The sequence below is a fragment of the Acidiluteibacter ferrifornacis genome (assembly GCF_009909615.1).
Taxonomy (GTDB): Bacteria; Bacteroidota; Bacteroidia; order Flavobacteriales_E; family Vicingaceae; genus Acidiluteibacter; species Acidiluteibacter ferrifornacis.
The window spans coordinates 200,307-219,193 of record NZ_WWNE01000005.1; the positions used below are offsets into that span (position 1 = coordinate 200,307).

Annotated in this window: 15 protein-coding genes; 2 read left to right on the forward strand and 13 right to left on the reverse strand. The window is 35.3% G+C overall.

Going from position 1 to position 18,887, the window contains the following annotated elements:
* Positions 1 to 6 precede the first annotated feature (6 nt).
* The 10 genes from GQN54_RS05215 to GQN54_RS05260 form a co-directional block, all read right to left on the reverse strand.
* On the reverse strand, positions 7 to 735 hold the full coding sequence (locus GQN54_RS05215) for a DUF4184 family protein (RefSeq protein ID WP_160632458.1): 729 nt from the start codon (positions 733 to 735) through the stop codon (positions 7 to 9).
* Between the two features lie 249 nt (positions 736 to 984).
* Complete coding sequence (locus GQN54_RS05220) at positions 985 to 1,761, reverse strand: hypothetical protein (RefSeq protein ID WP_160632459.1); 777 nt, start codon at positions 1,759 to 1,761, stop codon at positions 985 to 987.
* Positions 1,740 to 2,549 (reverse strand): hypothetical protein, encoded by an 810-nt coding sequence (locus tag GQN54_RS05225; protein WP_160632460.1) that lies wholly within the window; start codon positions 2,547 to 2,549, stop codon positions 1,740 to 1,742. Before GQN54_RS05225 ends, GQN54_RS05220 begins: the two co-directional genes overlap by 22 nt.
* 152 nt (positions 2,550 to 2,701) lie before the next feature.
* Positions 2,702 to 3,493: an MvaI/BcnI family restriction endonuclease gene (locus GQN54_RS05230; protein ID WP_160632461.1), complete on the reverse strand. Its 792-nt coding sequence runs from the start codon at positions 3,491 to 3,493 to the stop codon at positions 2,702 to 2,704.
* Positions 3,490 to 4,266 carry a DNA-methyltransferase gene (locus tag GQN54_RS05235; RefSeq protein ID WP_160632462.1) on the reverse strand — a complete coding sequence of 259 codons (777 nt, stop codon included), beginning with the start codon at positions 4,264 to 4,266 and terminating at the stop codon, positions 3,490 to 3,492. The genes GQN54_RS05230 and GQN54_RS05235 overlap by 4 nt, the downstream gene beginning before the upstream one ends.
* A 314-nt stretch (positions 4,267 to 4,580) precedes the next feature.
* The gene (locus tag GQN54_RS05240; protein ID WP_160632463.1) at positions 4,581 to 5,696 is read right to left on the reverse strand and encodes an SDR family oxidoreductase; all 1,116 of its coding nucleotides are present in this window, start codon (positions 5,694 to 5,696) and stop codon (positions 4,581 to 4,583) included.
* 224 nt (positions 5,697 to 5,920) lie between these two features.
* On the reverse strand, positions 5,921 to 7,459 hold the full coding sequence (locus GQN54_RS05245; protein ID WP_160632464.1) for a carbon-nitrogen hydrolase family protein: 1,539 nt from the start codon (positions 7,457 to 7,459) through the stop codon (positions 5,921 to 5,923).
* 165 nt (positions 7,460 to 7,624) lie between these two features.
* Positions 7,625 to 7,969 carry a hypothetical protein gene (locus GQN54_RS05250; protein ID WP_160632465.1) on the reverse strand — a complete coding sequence of 115 codons (345 nt, stop codon included), beginning with the start codon at positions 7,967 to 7,969 and terminating at the stop codon, positions 7,625 to 7,627.
* Between the two features lie 90 nt (positions 7,970 to 8,059).
* A complete protein-coding gene (gene rlmF / locus GQN54_RS05255; RefSeq protein WP_160632466.1) occupies positions 8,060 to 8,980 on the reverse strand; it encodes a 23S rRNA (adenine(1618)-N(6))-methyltransferase RlmF in 921 nt (306 codons plus the stop codon).
* A 129-nt stretch (positions 8,981 to 9,109) separates the two neighbouring features.
* Positions 9,110 to 9,709: a hypothetical protein gene (locus GQN54_RS05260; RefSeq protein WP_160632467.1), complete on the reverse strand. Its 600-nt coding sequence runs from the start codon at positions 9,707 to 9,709 to the stop codon at positions 9,110 to 9,112.
* Positions 9,710 to 9,939: 230 nt separating this feature from the next.
* On the opposite strand from GQN54_RS05260, the gene GQN54_RS05265 reads away from it, so the two are divergent.
* Positions 9,940 to 12,249, forward strand: a complete 2,310-nt coding sequence (locus GQN54_RS05265; RefSeq protein WP_160632468.1) for a DNA topoisomerase 3 — start codon at positions 9,940 to 9,942, stop codon at positions 12,247 to 12,249.
* Between the two features lie 142 nt (positions 12,250 to 12,391).
* Here GQN54_RS05265 and GQN54_RS05270 read toward each other — a convergent pair whose 3' ends face one another.
* From GQN54_RS05270 to GQN54_RS05280, 3 genes are read right to left on the reverse strand one after another with little or no spacing between them, the layout of a single operon-like run.
* Positions 12,392 to 13,276 (reverse strand): diacylglycerol/lipid kinase family protein, encoded by an 885-nt coding sequence (locus GQN54_RS05270; protein ID WP_160632469.1) that lies wholly within the window; start codon positions 13,274 to 13,276, stop codon positions 12,392 to 12,394.
* 31 nt (positions 13,277 to 13,307) lie between these two features.
* The gene (locus tag GQN54_RS05275) at positions 13,308 to 15,185 is read right to left on the reverse strand and encodes an LTA synthase family protein (protein ID WP_160632470.1); all 1,878 of its coding nucleotides are present in this window, start codon (positions 15,183 to 15,185) and stop codon (positions 13,308 to 13,310) included.
* A 3-nt stretch (positions 15,186 to 15,188) separates the two neighbouring features.
* Positions 15,189 to 16,616: a sensor histidine kinase gene (locus GQN54_RS05280; RefSeq protein WP_160632471.1), complete on the reverse strand. Its 1,428-nt coding sequence runs from the start codon at positions 16,614 to 16,616 to the stop codon at positions 15,189 to 15,191.
* A gap of 250 nt (positions 16,617 to 16,866) precedes the next feature.
* Between GQN54_RS05280 and GQN54_RS05285 the strand changes: the two genes are divergently transcribed.
* Entirely contained in the window at positions 16,867 to 18,849 is a 1,983-nt protein-coding gene (locus GQN54_RS05285; protein ID WP_160632472.1) for an alpha-ketoacid dehydrogenase subunit alpha/beta, read from the forward strand.
* Positions 18,850 to 18,887 lie beyond the last annotated feature (38 nt).

Consider the following 18,887-nt stretch of genomic DNA (forward strand, 5'->3'; position numbering starts at 1 on the left):
CACCAGTTATTTTTCTTTCGTTGTTGTCAACCACGGTGTTAATATTAATGAAATTAGTCCTGCTGAAATAGCTGTCACGATTACATTTCCGTATTGTTTCAGTTCAAGTCCGCTTAAAAGTTTTACTGCAATAATTGTCAAAGTTAATCCCGCTAAAATTGCCCAATATTTCAATTTTCTATTTTCTTTTTCTGTCTTATTTATAGGCAGTTTGTAAATAGCAATAGCAATTACAAATCCACCAAGTAATGTTGAAGTGTGTTGTAATATTTTCAAGATTGGAATTTGTCCACTCAAAAATTCCACCGAGTTTTGTAATACAGGAATTGTTTGTACAAAATATCCGTGGTCGTGAGTAAAACTGTCCCAAAATATGTGAGAAGCCGCACCTATTAGAATTGAAACTATCACTACGAACCAGTTTTTTTTAAAGTGTACGTTCCAGTCAAACTGTCTAAATGCAGAAAATCTTGATTTTAAAATTGTCGGTAAGTTGTTAATTAAGCTGTCTCGAACTATGTTGTGAAAAATGAAAGCAAGCAAAACGCCTAATGGTAAGTCGAACCAAAAAAGTCCATCAATTGTATGACTGTAATTGCTCTGAATTTTCATTCTTAAAAAATATTCAAAGTCGGGTGTCATACTGCCGATTACAAGTCCAGTCAACGAGTACCATTGTCGAGGCAAAAATGTCAACGGTAAAACTATTGCTGGGTGTGAAAATGTAAATGGCATTTCTTCTTTGTCAGTTCTATATTAGTTACGGTGTCGTCTTTTTATAATTGGTGGTAACGTTTACTGTATGGTGCGTTGTGGTTTTGATAAAGATACTATTTCAGTTTAGCACTTAGCAAAAACCGCAAAGCGGTTTTGTAAATTGCTTTCAAAAACAAAATCCGCTTGCGGATTTTGCGACCCTCAAATAGCTACTAAATTTACTAAACCACCTTTCCCACAATGCACTATACAGCGTGTTGGCAATAGTTATTTTTCTAAAATATTTTTCACCGGCATTAAATATTCTTGATAATCAGTTGATCCAAGAAAGGTTAAATAATTTGTTTTTGCGTGTCTTGTAAGAGAACTACACCAATCTTGTACATTTTTTATTTCTGACTTTTTTTCCGACATATTCAATTCCAAAAATTCAGATTCTGCAATTGGTCCACCGTGAATATATGATGAAGTTTCATTATAAATCTCAGTCAATTTGGTCATGAAATTGTGTAAATCAGAAAAATCTGAATTGTTATATTCATTATTTAGTGCAGAAATTATTTTTTTTATATCAAACAGATTTGCTTTCCTATTTATCTCAATATAGTCTGCATCTTTCATGAAGCTGAATTCAGGGTGATTTTGGATAAGTCTTGCTAACCCTCTTTCCCCTTTTACATTCGTAATTGAATCTTGGGTCATAGCATTATAATTCTCTCTTTTAAACCCTTCTTGGCAATAGTAATATTTATAATAATCTTCACCTACTTCGTCACTTTTATCTTTCGATGTCCTAACATAAATATAATGTCCTACCAAGTATAATTCAATTGCTACTCTTTGTAGAATCTTTGACGAATAGAAATTATCATTGATTGAATACGAACCTTTACTAATTTGCTCAAGTTTTCTGATATTCTGAAAAAGTGCTTTTGCTGTATTTGGAAAATTAGAAGATTGTGTGTCCTTTTCTATTTTCTCTATGTTTTTAGAGAAGAAAGTTTCAATAGTTTTTTTGGGTTTTAATCTACTGTTTGTATCCATTCGTTCATGTAGTTCACAAATTTAAATTGTCCTTTTTCAGGGTAATCGTCAAAGAATGTTACAAAATAACCCCAATTTAACTTATGGGTTATCGTATTTTCAATTTGTAGTTCTCTAGAATGAATAAGACCTACTAAATTTTTGTTATCAAAAAGCAGGACAATTCTGAAGCCTGGTGAAGGGTCTTCTATTGAATTTTCGTAATTATATAACGATTCAAACTCATCATAATCAACTGCGTCTTTGTCCAATTTGAAGGTCTCTATAAACCCTTTCCAACCTGAAAAATTACGTCCATTTTCCGTCAAATTATTTTTAAAAGCGGTCTCAATCACGGTTTCTGGTTTAATATTATTCTTGTGAGTATAACCGTAAAGCATGGCATATGCAAAATCTCTGCCTTGACCCGAGCTTATGGAATGAGATTGAATGACTTTTCCGATTGTGTCGTTATTTACAATTATCAATCTGTCTTTCAGAATTGAATCCATCGGATATTCATTATAGTCAATGTCTGCATACACAAGAACTTGATACCAATCGTTTACAGGTTTTGTAGTTACTTCAATTAAGGCATTGTCTTTTAACTCGAATAGAATGTCACCGTTCGGTTTGTGACGAATATTTGCTGGTCCGTCAATTCTTTCTCCAATAATCAAATTAGTTTCCTTTGATTCAGATACTCTTGAATTTGCATTTTCAGTCTTATCAGCTACCTTTTTTTCTGACTGTTTGATGTTACAGGAGCAAATTAAGATAAGTATAAATATGGAGGTTAATTTTTTCATTTTGAATTATTGCCAACGGTCTCGGGTATGAAACGTAGGGCATTTCGAAGTACTTATCTGTCCACCGAAACGAACTTTACTAAGAGTTTAGAACTTGCGGAAACCACTGTCCGCCCTATGTTTTATACCCATTGTTGGCCACAGTTATTTTTTCAAATTATTTCTGTCACTTTCTCATAGAGATCGGGTAGGCAGTTTTGTCGTAACCTAAATTTTGTCCCGTGATTGTGACCTGTTCTTGCGTCAAAGTCGATTAAAATATTTCCTGCTTCTAATTGCTTCAAAAATCCACTAAAGTCAAACCGTTGGAGCATCAGCACCTTAGAATAATGGTAATATTCTTTTTTGGTTTCTTTATCCCTTTTAACAGCCGCTTGGACATAAAAGGCGTTCAATAGCTTGGTTCCTGCTTTATGTTCTAAATCGTCAAAACCCCAATAAGGTTGTGGGTCGATTTCACCAAGGCCAATATTTTTCTTAACTCCTTCTAGCCAAACAGAATGTCTTTCTCCAACTTTGCTGCTATCAAAAGAAATTAAAACTTTTCTTTCTTTATTGTCAATTTGAACACCGAATCCACGGTCACTCCTACCGTTCCCGTGAATAGTCATTCTAAAACTTCTTTCTGTTTCTGGATATTTTTCACCGGCTCTTTGGTGTGGCCAACCATAATGAGGAAGTAAAATGGAGGGCACAAATTTCATGGCTCTAGGTGAAGGCTCGATATGGAATAAAGTTGTTAGGGAGGAAGTTTTTAACCTTTGAGTTTTCAATTCCCATTCAGCAGCATTTGGAATTGGTAAATTATTTTCTTCAATTCCTAATAGGTCTTCAAGAGTGTTTCCAATTCCACCGTCATTTCCGTGTCTTCCATTTTCTATCCAACCTTGAGCAGAAATTTCTTTGAGTTTTTCAATCAAACTCTCTTTGGTGTATATGTTCATACAAATAGTTTTGTTTGTGCTTTGAACTTATTTAGTTCTGAGTGTATTTTGTTTTTTTCAATTCTTTTTTCCGCCATTTCACAGTAGTCAGGTGAAATGTCAATTCCAATAAAGTCTCGTTTATTTCCCATTGCAGTTATGGCAGTTGTGCCGCTACCCATAAATGGATCTAGAATAATTTGAGCATCTGTCGAGCATATTATTCTATCAATTAGCTGAACTGGGAAAGGAGCAGGGTGACCATTTTTCATTTCTTGGGTGAATTCCCAAACATCTCCATGTGCATTTGCTTTAGGAGCTAGTTTGAATTTTGGTTTTGCTATCAGATAAATCACTTCATATGTCGGTAGGAAATAGCCTTTATTAAAGTTTATTCCACCTTTTCTACGCCAAATAATTATTTGCCTAACAGGAAATCCATGAACGATATCCTGTCGGTCTTGTAACAAACCTGCTTGAACTCTCCATTTATGATTGTAAAAAATAGCTCCATCATCTTTAATCAACCGAAGCATTTCAGTGAGACAATCTCGTTGCCATTTTGAATATTCTTCGTGTGGCATATTATCGTCATAGTGCGAATAACCATTTATTAAAGAAGCATTTGACCATTTTCCGCCACGACCATCCTTCATTCCGTTCCCTGTCGAGTTTTTGAGGTTATAAGGAGGAGAAGTAACGACTAAATCAACACTTTCGTCAGGCATTGATTTCATGACTTCTAGGCTGTCACCACATATTATTTTATTTAAATAGTCGTTCTCAAAATTCATTTTGCTAATTTAATCAATCGCTGTCGGTTTTTTTAATTGTGGCCAACAAGTGGATATGACGCACTTTGTGCGTCATATCCATATTTTAAAATGTTAATTTTTTATTTCAATAAAACTACTAATTGCTTTAAAATCAACTATAAAATCATTTATTAGTCGTTTGTTGTCGTTTAAAAACGGATAAATGTCCATCATCAGATTCTTAGTTAGTTTTTTTCTAATTCCGAAGATAAGTGAAAAAAATCAATAAATAGAGTGGGAGTGTTTAAAATTAGAAACTTAAGTTGCTTTTTGGATAAAAGAGGTTCCTACTCTTAATAACTCTTTCTAAATTTCTTTTCTACGGAGAAATTAATCAAGTTCATGAAATTTTCATGCACGCCTAAGGTAATGTCCAGTTTCAATTGCTCGATCAATTTTAAGATTTGATCTGGTTGAAACTGTAAATCAGGAATAGAAATATATTTCTCGAAAAGTCCACCGATGCTTTTGTAGTACAATTGCTCAAAAATGTTCAAGTTCTCCGGCATTTCTTCGATGTACTCATAAGTGTTGATATTAAAAGATTCCAAAACATCTCCTACATAGTCTTTGTGTAAGATTTGTTTGGGGTTAACGATGTTCAACTCTTTAATTTCTGGGTTTAAATAGGCATATAATACTGCCTTAGAAACGAAGTCCACAGGAACGATATTCAGTCCACTTTTTTTGTCAATCCAAATCCTAAAGTTTTCTAACGACTTACTAGCATATTTATCCAGAAAAATTGCCCATGAGTAGAAGACGTCAAATTTAGGGGTTTCAAAGAATGGCATATCCAACAATCTACCACATATAATACTCGGACGAAGAATCTGAGCATTGATTTTTTTGGCAGTACATGTTTCTTTAACAAATAGCTCACATTCGTATTTCGATTGTTCATATGGGTTTCGGAAGTTTTTAACCTCATATTGCCCAATACTATCGTTTACTTTTTTGTTTTGAATACCATAAGAATAGGCAGTGCTGATGTAAAGAAATCGATTCACTTTTGATGGAAGTTCTTCTAGCAATCGTTTAGTAACTAATAAGTTCTGGGTGTGTACTTTCTCCTTTGATTCAGTGGTATGCAAAAGACTAGTTGAGCCGGCACAGTGAATCACCGAATCGAAATCATAGCGATTCAATACTTGGTTGTCTATCGTAGATAAATCATGGGCAATTACAGTAACTTTTTCGAGGCAAGCCTCTATTGAGTAATCATTTAAGAAAGCTGGACGAGATGGAGCTTTTAGTATCTCTAATAACCGCTGTTCGGCATTTACTTTTCCATCTCTTATTATCACATATAAATGATTCACTGATTGATCAACTATGGCTTTTCGGATCCATTCAAAAAGTATGTGACTTCCAACAATTCCTGTTGCTCCCGTTAATAGACAATTCATAGTATAATCATTATGCTAAATATATGCTGCAAAACTACTATTCCCTTTTTGTATTCCTAAAGGAAGTTAATTAATGTTTAGAAATTTCAATTTAAAGTGTCAATATCTTGATTAGTAGCGCCTTATTTAGTTTTTGCGGTGGTAATTCTGTATAAGCCAAACAAAATAAAAAAGGCGCAATGGAATTTTCATCGCGCCTTAGTCTAATTGTTCAGCTATTAGTGTTAATTATCGGAAGGCTTAACTTTCCTTAAATCAAAAATATCTTTTCTTCGGTCTCTTAGATTTCGAACACTTCCAAACTGATTCAATTCTCTTAATAAATCAATGTCACAATCTGCAATCAATATCATCTCGGTATTGGTAGTGGCTTCCGCTTTTATACCGTTGGCAGGAAAAGAAAAGTCGCATGGAGTAAAAACCATTGATTGAGCAAATTGAATATCCATATTGTGAACTTTAGGGAGGTTGCCGACACTACCTGCTATAGCCACATAACATTCATTTTCTATGGCCCTAGCTTGCGCACAGTGGCGCACTCTGGAATAACCATTCTGGGTATCGGTCAAAAATGGGATAAATAAAATATCCATTCCTTCGTCAGCTAATAATCGACTTAACTCGGGAAATTCGGAATCATAACAAATTAAAATTCCAATTTTTCCACAATCGGTGTCAAAGGTTTTTAATTCATGGCCACCTTGCATTCCCCATACCTTGGCTTCGTCAGGGGTAACATGTATTTTCTCATACCTTTCTACAGTTCCTTCTCGTTTGCACAAATAGCCCACATTGTAGAGTAAATTATCTTTGATTTCAGGCATACTGCCTGTAATGATATTGATGTTGTAGGATATTGCTAATTCAGAAAAACGTTTCACAATTTCAGGTGTATGCTTGGCCAATTCACGGATGGCTTCAGGTTCTGATAAGTGATTGTTTTCAGCCATCAATGGCGCATTAAAGAATTCAGGAAATAAGGCAAAGTCAGATCGGTAACCTGAAACCGCATCTACAAAATATTCCGCTTGTTGCATCAATTCTTCTAAGTCTTTATATAGCCTCATTTGCCATTGAATCAACCCTAAACGAATGACTTTCTTTTGTGTAAAGGCAACGGTTTTCTTCTTTTCATAATAGATATTATCCCATTCCAATAAAACGGCAAATTCATTGGATGCTTCGTCTCCTTCTAAGTAACCTTTTAAGACTTTTGAAGGATGAAAATCATTGGACATTTGAAAATTCAAAACAGGATCGTGAATTTCTTTTCGTTTCACCTTTTCGATATACTCTTTTGGTGTAAGTTGGTCAGCATATTTATGATAATTTGGAATTCGACCACCAAACGCGATTCCTTTAAGGTTGCGCTCTTCGCACAATTCTTTTCTGTAGTCATACAGTCGTCTTCCAAGTCTTAGTCCTCTATACTCAGATTTAATAAATACATCAATTCCGTAAAGGATATCACCTTTATTATCGTGTGTCTTAAAAGTATAGTTTCCAGTAATTTCTTTGTAGGTATGGTGTTCATCAAACTTGTCGTAATCCACAATAATGGAAAGTGCACAACCTGCTAGTTCTCCATTTATTTTAATAATGACTTGTCCTTCCGGAAATTTCTTAATTAATGATCCAATATGAGACTCCTTCCAGTAAGAATTGGGCATTGTGGAATAAGCTTCAATCATTACTTCTTTCAAGTCCTTATAATCATCTAAAGTAAGGTATCGTAACTCTATATTCTCGATGTTTTCTTTCATATTTATAGCTGTGATTTCTGTATCGTTTCACAAGCAAAGATACAATTAGTCTAAACATCAAAATAGACTCTAAATGCGTTAGCTTAAAATAAGTTGTACTGTATGAATTTAGGATTGAAACCAACTCAAAAAAGAGTAGTTGGAGAAAGGGAGGGTTTGGAATAATTAAGTTTCAGAGCTAGTCTTAGTACTTGTATAATACTCTAAAACTTTTATTAATATTTCCTTTATTTCATCTACCGACTTTGAGTGAAATACCTTGAAGGGAATTTCCCAATTTTCATTTTGAATCATTTGAATTTTAAACTCACCCTGATTGTCAGCAATGTTGCCATACCATCCTAAATCAATGATCATATCGTCTTCTTCAAATTTGCATTGTAAAAGGTCTTCGTATAGGTAATCCAGATTATCAGACTCATTGAAATTATTTACTGGATCATACGTGTAAAAGTCATGATGAATCACTTTACAGTCGGCAGGGAAATCAATTGCTTGAAGTCTTATCATTGGTCTTTAGATTTATAGTTTGAGGTAAAATTAATAGTATACGAAAAGTATTATTATTGTTCGGGTAGGTCAGAATGCATTGGTTCGGAATTACTTTTTATAACTCCATGCGATTATTCTACTTGTTTTGTTTCTCGTTCCCATGTTGATGGTTTTGATGTGCTTAGCTTTTGATTGCTTTAATAATTTATAAATGCCTTTTAGGTTAGATTCTTTTGAAACCAAAGTGGTAAACCAAGTTACATTCTTAAAAAATAGTTGGCTTTCATTAATCATATTTGCAATAAATTGGAATTCTCCACCTTTAAAGACCAGTTCATTCAGATTGCCCGAAAAATTTAGAATAGGAGATTTTACTTTTTTACCTGATAAGTTTTTTACTTTTCGAAGTGTTCCCTTTTTTGCCTCAGCAATAGAGGCATGAAAAGGAGGGTTACACATTGTGAAATCGATGGATTCTTCTTGGTTGAGAATTCCTTCAAAAATATGATTGGATTTGGATTGAATACGGCACTCTATTTTATCCTTCAAGATGGGATTGGCGTCAATTATTCTTTGAGCAGAAGAAATGGAGTTGGAGTCGATATCTGTTGCTATAAACTGCCAATCGTATTCTACAACTCCAATTATTGGATAGATGCAACTGGCTCCTGTTCCGATATCTACTCCAATTATCTGTTGGTTCTTGTTGATGTTAGTTTGAGGGCTATTCTTTAACAAATCAGCTAAATAGTGGATATAATCAGCTCTACCTGGGATAGGAGGACATAAATTGTCATCGGAAAATTCCCAATTCTGAATTTTGTAATAGTGATGGAGTAGTGCTTTGTTTAATAGTTTTACAGCTTTAGGATTTGAAAAGTCTATTGAATCCACGCCATATTTGTTGGGAGAAATAGATTTTTTTAACTCAGGAAAGGCCTTGATTAATGCCTCCAAATCATATTGTTCTCTATTTTTATTTCTAGGGTGTAAATTGGATTTAATGATTTGATTGAAGTTAGAGGCCATGTAAATTCCTTTTGAACTGACAAATCTAACGATTAGGCGATAGAGTTCAGCTCAAAGTTGAACAGATGTAAACGCAATACACGGTAGATTTTTAAATGTTGTATTCCAGGTCTCTGGGTAAATGAGATGTTATTGCCCTGAACTTAAGGCTAAAATTAGAAATACATTTACTCCTAAAGCAATTCCCCAATTGGTCCAAACCTTTCCTTGCTTGATTTTTTTGGCTTTGAATTTATAGCCTGTATAGTATTCGTCTTTGCTCATTAATTGAGCGTCGGGGTAGTTAAGGTTCCGTTCTTTAGGTGCAGATGCTGAACATAGGATTGCAGGAATTAATCCCGCAATTGGTGACAGCAGACTAACTACTAAAGTACCAGTGCCTGCCCCTTTGTAGCCGTTATAATATCTTACAGCATCATTTTGCCCTTTATAAAAAAGATTTTCAGTTGAAACGGTAGTTTCAGCAGTGGTAGTAGATGGTTCGGCTTTTTCTACATTGAATATCCCTTTTGTACCATTTTCATAACGAATCATTAAAACATCAGCTACTAAAACGATATGAACAGGTCCTTCAAGGTTATCAAATCTTTTGTATTTTATTTCTGTTGGTGATACTTCAAGTACTTTCGCTTTTATGTCTTCACTTGTTTTTAATGTTATAGTATCTTGTGAAAAGCAAATGGATAAAGTAAAAAGGGACAGAAGTAAAGAAATAATTATTTTTTTCATAAGTCAGCAGATGGAGATAATAAATATTTATAAATGATAGTTGGCTTTCTAATTTTCAAGAAGTAAGCCCTGCAATATTAATTGAAACTTTTTTAAAATCACACTGAATCTATAAAAATATCTATAAATTAAGAATTTAAAAATCAAGCAACTGAATTGCTATTAAAGTAGTTATTATACGCTCATTTCCTATGAATGCCCTACTTCAATTTTGACTATTTTTGTTTCAGATGAAAGTTTGTATAGCAGAAAAGCCTAGTGTAGCTCGTGAAATTGCCAATGTCTTAGGCGCAAATAATAGGCACGATGGGTATTATGAAGGAAACGGTTATGTGGTTACTTACACTTTCGGACACCTATGTACCTTGTTTGAGCCCAATGATTATGAACCTCATTGGAAAAGTTGGAACCTCAGTTATCTCCCAATGCTTCCTGATAAGTTTAAAACGAAAGTTGTCAATAATTCAGGAATCAAAAAGCAGTTTGAAATTGTCAAAAAATTATTTGAGACTGCTACTGTAGTGATCAATTGTGGTGATGCCGGGCAAGAGGGAGAGTTAATTCAAAGATGGGTTATAGAGCAGGCAGAATATAAAGGCGAAGTCAAAAGATTATGGATTTCTTCTTTGACAACAGAAGCGATAAAGGAAGGTTTTGAAAATCTACAACCAGCTGAAAAGTATGACAATCTATACTATGCCGGATTTTCTAGAGCCATTGGAGATTGGTTGTTGGGGATGAATGCCACAAGATTATATACTGTAAAATATGGCGGTTATAAGCAGGTATTGTCTATTGGTAGGGTACAAACCCCCACATTGGCAATGATTGTCAATAGATACAAAGAAATTCAAAACTTTCAACCTAAACCCTTTTGGGAATTACAAACAGTATACAGAGAGACGCTGTTCAATTGTGAAGAAGGTAAGTTTTTGAAGAAAGAGGAAGGAGAAGCTTTTGCTAATGTGGTAAAAGAGAATGACTTCGAAGTGCTTGCAATTACCAAGAAAAAAGGGAAAGAGTATGCTCCTAAATTGTTTGATTTGACAGGATTACAGGTTTATTGCAACAATAAATTTGGACTTTCAGCGGATGAAACCTTAAAAATAGCTCAGAAATTATACGAGCAGAAAGTGATCACTTACCCAAGAGTTGACACGACATTTTTGCCCAATGATATATATCCAAAAGCCCCTGGAATATTAGAAAAATTGACCACCTACCAATCTTTAACACAGCCGTTACTTGGGAAAAAATTAAGGAAGTCAAAAAAAGTGTTTAATGATAATAAAGTAACTGACCATCATGCATTGATTCCTACGGGAATACAAGCTCCTTTACATGGCAATTATTTAAAAGTATACGACATTATAGTTAAACGATTTATCGCTGTTTTTTATGACGATTGTTCGGTTGCGAATACCACTGTTTCAGGAAAAGTAGATACTGTGCCTTTTAAAACGACGGGAAAAGTGATTTTAGAAAAAGGGTGGAGGGTTGTTTTTGAAACAGCAGAAAGCAAAGACAAAAAAGAGAAAGATGAACTACCCATGTTTAAAAAAGGAGAAAAAGGCCCTCATGAACCTACCTTTTTGGAAAAAGAAACCAAAGCGCCTAACCAATATACGGAAGCTACTTTGCTAAGGGGGATGGAAACCGCCGGTAAGCAAGTGGACGATGAAGAAATGCGCGAACTAATGAAAGAGAATGGTATCGGTAGACCTTCAACTCGAGCAAATATTATTGAAACGCTGTTTAGACGGAAATACATTGAACGAAACAAAAAGCAAATTCTACCAACGGAAACCGGAATACAACTGATTGAAATTATTAAGAATAATTTATTAACCTCTGCAGAATTGACTGGTCAGTGGGAAAAACAGTTAAAAGAAATCGAAAAAGGTAAATTTCATGCTAGCTCATTCGTGAATAACATGAAGAATATGGTACATCATCTGGTCTACGAGGTGCGAATGGAACAAATCAATACAAAAATATCTCATTCTACAGAAGATGATTCTACAAAACTCGATGCACCATCTAAAAAGACTGCAATTGTTGGGCAGTCATGTCCAAAGTGCCAAGAGGGTTCTTTATTGAAGGGAAATTCAAGTTATGGCTGTAGTCGCTATAAAAGTGGATGTCATTTTATACTGCCCTTTTCATTTGAAGGAAAGAAGATATCTGAAAAGCAATATTTACGGTTGTTGCAAAAAGGAAGTACCGTCAATTTAAAAGGCTTTAAAACTTCTGACGGAGAAAAAGAGGGTTTGGTAAGATTTAGTGATGATTTTCAACTGGTATTGGAAGAAAAGAAAGGAGAGAAGTCGACTGTAACCCCAAACAAGCCTACTATTCTAGCATGCCCAAAATGTAACACAGGGACAGTAATCAAAGGAAAAACAGCTTATGGATGCAGTGCATACAAAGAAGGATGTGATTTTAGGTACAGTTTTGATACCATTCGAGAGAAGGCAAAGTCGCAGCCATTAACTGCAGAATTTGTTACCTCTCTATTAACAGAAAGTGCAATAGAATAGTTAGAAGCTCATAAAAATCAGGCTTCGATTACGGTGATAACCTTTTATAATTCGATAAAAAGTCCAAAATAGAACGCAGGGTGGTTTAATTCCTTATCTACATTTAATTCACATTTAACGGAGGCGGAACATAAGCCTTTTGCTAGCAAATCACATCCAGAGAAGAAGGGAGCACTTTTATGACTAAATCTTCCTTGACTTTTATGGGTTCTCCATCAATGTGGGCAATGTCTCTATGGTGCTTTATCTTAATCTCTTTTCCTTTATATGTTTTATAGTACTTCGACTTCTCCAACTGTTTACTAAAGAGCTTGAAAATCATATCAGGTACCATTAACGCTGGGAATTGTTCAAGTACACATACTGATATTAATCCATTGTCGATTTCAGCAGAAGGAGCTATCCACGCATTATTGCCGTATTGAGAAGAATTGGCAAAGCTGACTAGAAATGCATGGGATTCAATATTTTTACCATCAACCTCAATGGTGTACCGGTCTGGGATGAACTTGTAAAATTCATTAGCTGTTACTTTCATATAAGAGAAAAAGCCCCTTTGACCAAATTCTGAAAATTTCCATCCGACATGCGCATCAAACCCTAAACCTGCAGTTCCTAAAAAAGGTTCTCCATTGATTGTAGCGGTGTCTATGCGTTTTCTTTTAAAACGATTAATACATTTTATCGCCTCAACGGTATCCATTGGGATTTTAAGCGAACGTGCTAATCCATTTCCTGAGCCAAATGGCAAAATTCCTAAGGCAGTATTGGTATGAATTAAGGCTTGACCTACTTCATTTACTGATCCATCCCCTCCAACGGCAATTACTGCATCTAACTTATTTAATACACCATCTTTACTTAAGGTAACCGCATGTTTCGGGTGTTCCGTATAGATCACCTGATAGTTAAATTTTGAATGATCTAAGTGTTTTTCGATCAGCTGAATAACTTTGTCTTTGGACTGAACACCTGAGTTAGGATTGATAATGAAAAGTAACTTATATTTTGAGAGCGATACGGACAAGGGCTAAATTTTAGAACCCCAAATTTAAAGACTATTTCTTTAAGGAAAGTTCATTTGTTATCATTCTGTGGTTATACTGTTGAATTATTGCCTTCAACTGTTTTTCCATTTTATCCCTCTGTTTATTTTCAATTTCCATTAAATTGTTAACAAGAGTTGTATCCGAAGGGAAGTGATAAAGTCCAATCGTTTTTTCTCCGTCAAAATGTAGCGAGTAATCTTCTTCAATTAATTGATATACGCCTGTTAGATAGTTGACTGCAAAATGCTGATTTGTTGAGTCTAAGGGGTAGTTTCCAAAATTGAGTGCTTTTCCATCAAAGTTGGCTATTTCAAGACAAATGGAAGAAATATCTGCATGTTGAGTTACAGGTTGGTAATGGCCAATCGATGGCCCATTTTTCCAATTATATATAATTAATGGTACACTGAATATCCCTAGTCGATTCAAATATTTTGGTCGAATAGATTGAGCGGTGTGATCAGCGGTAATTACAAAAACTGTATTTTCAAACCAAGGCATCTTTTGAGCGGTTTCGAAAAACCTTTTAAGGGAATGATCTGAATATCCTACGCTCTCATGAACTTCAAGGATTCCTTTTGGAAATTTTCCTTGATGTTGATCAGGAATGGTGTAAGGGTGATGAGAGGATAAACTAAATATAGTAGAGAAAAAGGGTTCTTCTTTTTCACTCAACTCTTTAGCGAAATATTGAAAATATGGCTCGTCAAAAATTCCCCAGTTTCCATCATAGTCTGCTTCATTATCGTATTCTTTTCGCCCATAATATTTTTCGATTCCAGACATTTGTGCGAATGCGTCAAAACTCATGGTTCCGTTAGTTCCACCATGATAAAAACTACTGGAATAATTTAATTCAGAAAGCAGTGTTCCTATTCCTTGAATAGAATTATTATTATACCCGGAAGTTATGTATGGACTATCCATTAGGCTTGGTAATCCCGCCAGTATAGAAGGTAGGGCTTCTATAGACTTTTTACCGTTAGCAAAGGCATTGTCGAATACTATACTGTGCTCCATTAATGAGTCCAAGAATGGAGTATAACCCTTACCATTGTGGTATCCGCCAATGTATTCTTTTGAGAAACTTTCCAAAATAATCAAGACAATGTTTGGTCTTAGGTTAGTGTCCGCTTTATAGTATTGGACAGGGTTAAATCTTTGAGTAAGCTCTTTGTCATCAAAATAGTTCACTTCAGTGATTTGAGCCTTAAATAGTGTTCTAGTAATGGTGAAGGGAGTATTTAAAACCAAAGGAACATTTTGCACATTAGAATATTGACTTGCCTGAAGGGATGTGATAGGGCGTAACTGCCAACCACCTCTGCTGCTTAAAACAGCTATTCCAAGCCAGAGAACAAACAACAACCATTGGGTCCAAAATTTTGTTTCAGGAACAAAGTTGGACAAGGTTTTATTGTAGGTCCAATTGATTAACCATAAAAAAGCGACGAATACAATCCCTAAATACCAATAATCGAGTAGGAACTGAGGAATTAGTCTTAAGGTGTCATCTCCGGTTGTTACAAAATCTAATATATCAGCAGTGGTGCGCTTTAAGGTAAAAGGAAAGTAGGCCATGTCTATGACTGAAACCAAAACACAAACCACTGTTGAGAACAAAAAAAGTGCTTTTAATACTTGTTGATAACTGCGCTTATTTCTCAACTTTAGTGGCAGAATAGAGCCAAGAATGAAAGGTAAATAAGTGTAAGCAATTGCTGCTATATCAAAACGAATACCACCTATAAACACCCTGTAATCATAAGCAGAAAAATAAGCGTAATTAAAAACTAAAAAGGTTATTCTTAAAAGAGTAAATAATAAAAGAGCAATACCAATTCGCTTAATTAAAAGTAATGAATGGTGAAAATAGAGACTATTCAACGCTTAGGCTTTTGTTTCAACTGGTAAATATATAAAGAAAGTGCTGCCTTTGCCGACTTCACTTTTAGCAGTAATGTATCCATTGTGGTTTTCTACCACGCGTTTTGAGATGGCTAAACCAATACCCGTTCCACTATATTCAGAACGGCCATGCAGTCTTTGGAAGATAGTGAAAATTTTGTCTAAGTATTGCTCATCAAACCCAATACCGTTATCATTGATAGTTATTTCTATAAATTCTTCACTTACCAATAAGGGTATTTTCTGTTCTAATTTTACAGCAGGAATAATCTTAGTTTTTATTTTTAACACTGGATTGGTATCCTTTTTACGGTATTTAATCCCGTTAGAAATAATATTTTGAACCAATTGGCGCAATTGAACTGGAGTTCCATTTATTGTCGTCTCCGTTGTTAACTTCAATTTTACTTTTCCTTTCGCTTCGTGGATAGATTCACTTAAATCTTCCAATACTTCATTAATTAGATTGTTGATTTTAATCGATTTTCGATCTCCAATGTTTCGGGTAGAGCGTGAAAAGTTCAATAAATCCTGAATCAAAGTCTGCATTCGCTCCGTAGAATTAATCATTCGATCAAAATAAGTGCGACCTTTTTCATCAAGCTGCTCAGCGTGCTTTCTTAAAATAATATCGGAAAATGAAATCACTTTTCTCAGGGGCTCTTGTAAATCGTGTGAAGCGACATAAGCAAACTGCTCTAATTCTTGGTTGGTTTGGCTCAATCGATGAATGGATTCTTGCAATTGATCCTCCAAAGCACTTCTTAATTGAATATCTCTAATAAAGTGCAAATAGGCTAGAAGGATGATAATGAGGGTTAAAGCCGCAAAAATTGAAATAATTAAATAGTTTTCTTCTAAGGCAATGTCAACATCGTTATTACGTTTTTTTAGCAGATTCTCTTCGGTTTCCTCAATTAAGCTGATGATGGATTGAATATTTTCCATCACATCGATCTCCCGCTTCAGTGAAGTTTTTATCATAGCCTTATTGAGGATACTATCTTCTTTAGCGATGTGGATATCTTCAACTAAAGCATACCATTTGTCTATTAATGTCAATAACTGCTTGAAGCGCTTTTGTTGTTTGCTATTGTCTCTGGTCAATTCTTGAGACTCATTGTAATATTCCATCACTCCAATTTTGGAGTTAATGTATGGACGTCTAAATGTTTCGTCTTCAGAAACTAAGTACGCACGATGATTGTTCTCAGCATCTTTCAATTCCACTAACAATCGCTGCACATTAAACAATACTTCAGAAGTATGAGCAACCCAAGCACTCTTTACTTTAAAGGAATTTAGACTTCTATAAGAAACGATAGACAGTATTATCAAAAGCAGGATAGCTGCGCTTAATATAATTCTCAGCCGATTTTCAATTCGATTATTTTTCTTTTTTAATGGCATAAAAGGGGGTTAGTCTTTTCCGTTGATTCGATCGCTTTGCTTTTTCATTTCCATTAATCCGCATTTATCACAGTTGTGCGATTTAACTTGATTTCTAAAATTATATATCAAATAAAAAATAGCAAGAATAAGTAGTGAAAATATTCCGATAGTTTCTAAAGTCATTTTGTTGAAAAGAGCTAATGGATTTCTCCAAAGTTAGCTAAATTCACATAACTTTGATTGCTTTTAATATACCAAACTCAACACAATGGGCTTACTTTTTGATCATAAAGACATTCCACACTCTACACTTAAGGAGTTGTATAAAAACCTACTGAAGCCAAGAATGATAGAGGAAAAAATGTTGTTGCAATTACGTCAAGGCAAGATTTCAAAATGGTTTTCAGGAATCGGTCAGGAAGCTATTTCAGTGGGGACAACTTTAGCCCTTAACCCTGAAGAATACATCCTCCCGATGCATAGAAATTTAGGAGTTTTTACTTCTCGAGGTATTCCGTTGAATCGTCTTTTTGCTCAATTTCAGGGTAAAATGAGCGGGTTCACAAAAGGAAGAGATCGTTCGTTTCACTTTGGGACCAATGATTACAAAATTGTAGGTATGATTTCTCATTTAGGACCGCAATTGGGTGTAGCCGATGGAATAGGATTAGCGAGTTTATTAGATCGAAAGAAAGAAGTGACAGCTGTTTTTACTGGTGATGGTGGAGCTAGTCAAGGAGATTTTCATGAATCGTTGAACGTAGCTGCTGTCTGGAATTTACCGGTATTGTTTATCGTAGAAAATAATGGTTATGGTTTATCTACACCCTCTTCGGAGCAGTTTAAGTGTCAGCAGTTTATCGATAAGGGAATTGGTTATGGAATGGAAGCTGTTAAAGTAGAAGGAAACAACATATTGGACGTTTATTCTACAATAAAGTCATTGGCAGAATCGATGCGAGAAAATCCTCGACCAATATTGGTGGAATGCATGACTTTTAGAATGCGTGGACATGAAGAAGCATCAGGAACGAAATACGTACCCAATGAATTGTTTGAGGAATGGGAAACCAAGAATCCGGTAGACCGATATAGAGAATATTTGGAATTGATTGGCGTATGGGATGCTGATCAAGAGTCCCTCCTGCGATTGGAAATAAAGAATGAAATAGAAGAAGGCCTTACAATAGCTTATGCGGAAGACGATATAGTAGCTAATACTGAAACTGAGCTGTCAGATATGTATGCGCCATTTGATTTTCAGGAAACTGATCCAACTGGTGAAGTGGTAGAGAAAAGAATGATTGATGCCATTTCAGACGGCTTAAGAGAAGCCATGATAAAACATGACGACTTGGTGTTGATGGGGCAGGACATCGCAGAGTATGGCGGTGTATTTAAGATTACAGATGGATTTGTAGCACAATTTGGAAAAGAAAGAGTTCGAAATACACCATTATGTGAATCGGCTATTGTCGGAACCGCTTTGGGGTTGTCCATAAAAGGAAAGAAAGCCATGATGGAAATGCAATTCGCCGACTTTGTGACCGAAGGATTCAATCAAATCGTTAATAATCTAGCGAAAATCCATTACCGTTGGGGACAAAATGCAGACGTAGTCGTTAGAATGCCAACAGGAGCAGGAGTGGCAGCAGGTCCATATCATTCTCAGAGCAATGAAGCTTGGTTTACGCATACTCCGGGCTTAAAAGTGGTTTATCCAGCTTTCCCTGAAGATGCAAAAGGATTGTTGTTGACCGCTTTCGAAGATCCGAACCCGGTGCTGTTTTTTGAGCACAAAGCCTTATACAGAAGTTTGAGTGGTAAAGTTCCTGAAGGATATTATACCATACCTTTTGGGAAAGCAAGAGCCGTAAAAGAAGGAACACAGGTTTCTATCATTACTTACGGAATGGGCGTGCATTGGGCATTGGCCGTTTTGGAGAAGCACCCAGAGATTTCAGCCGACTTGATCGATTTAAGAACCTTGAGTCCGTTAGATACGGAAACCATCTACGCATCGGTGAATAAAACAGGAAGAGCTATTGTTCTGCAAGAAGATGTAATTAGTGGAGGAATCGCCTCCGACATTTCTGCATTGATTATGGAGAATTGCTTTACTCAATTAGATGCTCCAGTAAAACGATGCGCAAGTTTGGATTCAGCCATTCCGTTTAATCCTGTTTTGGAGAAAAACTTCTTGGCATCGAATCAGTTTGAAGCGGATTTGTTGGACTTGATAGCCTATTAAAAAGAGAATCACACAAAATTTATACTAACGACTCTTCC

Bases quoted from the DNA above. Each gene is read 5' to 3' on its own strand.
- GQN54_RS05215 (WP_160632458.1), bottom strand. From the start codon at position 735: ATGCCATTTACATTTTCACACCCAGCAATAGTTTTACCGTTGACATTT.
- GQN54_RS05220 (WP_160632459.1), bottom strand. From the start codon at position 1,761: ATGGATACAAACAGTAGATTAAAACCCAAAAAAACTATTGAAACTTTC.
- GQN54_RS05225 (WP_160632460.1), bottom strand. From the start codon at position 2,549: ATGAAAAAATTAACCTCCATATTTATACTTATCTTAATTTGCTCCTGT.
- GQN54_RS05230 (WP_160632461.1), bottom strand. From the start codon at position 3,493: ATGAACATATACACCAAAGAGAGTTTGATTGAAAAACTCAAAGAAATT.
- GQN54_RS05235 (WP_160632462.1), bottom strand. From the start codon at position 4,266: ATGAATTTTGAGAACGACTATTTAAATAAAATAATATGTGGTGACAGC.
- GQN54_RS05240 (WP_160632463.1), bottom strand. From the start codon at position 5,696: ATGAATTGTCTATTAACGGGAGCAACAGGAATTGTTGGAAGTCACATA.
- GQN54_RS05245 (WP_160632464.1), bottom strand. From the start codon at position 7,459: ATGAAAGAAAACATCGAGAATATAGAGTTACGATACCTTACTTTAGAT.
- GQN54_RS05250 (WP_160632465.1), bottom strand. From the start codon at position 7,969: ATGATAAGACTTCAAGCAATTGATTTCCCTGCCGACTGTAAAGTGATT.
- rlmF (WP_160632466.1), bottom strand. From the start codon at position 8,980: ATGGCCTCTAACTTCAATCAAATCATTAAATCCAATTTACACCCTAGA.
- GQN54_RS05260 (WP_160632467.1), bottom strand. From the start codon at position 9,709: ATGAAAAAAATAATTATTTCTTTACTTCTGTCCCTTTTTACTTTATCC.
- GQN54_RS05265 (WP_160632468.1), top strand. From the start codon at position 9,940: ATGAAAGTTTGTATAGCAGAAAAGCCTAGTGTAGCTCGTGAAATTGCC.
- GQN54_RS05280 (WP_160632471.1), bottom strand. From the start codon at position 16,616: ATGCCATTAAAAAAGAAAAATAATCGAATTGAAAATCGGCTGAGAATT.
- GQN54_RS05285 (WP_160632472.1), top strand. From the start codon at position 16,867: ATGGGCTTACTTTTTGATCATAAAGACATTCCACACTCTACACTTAAG.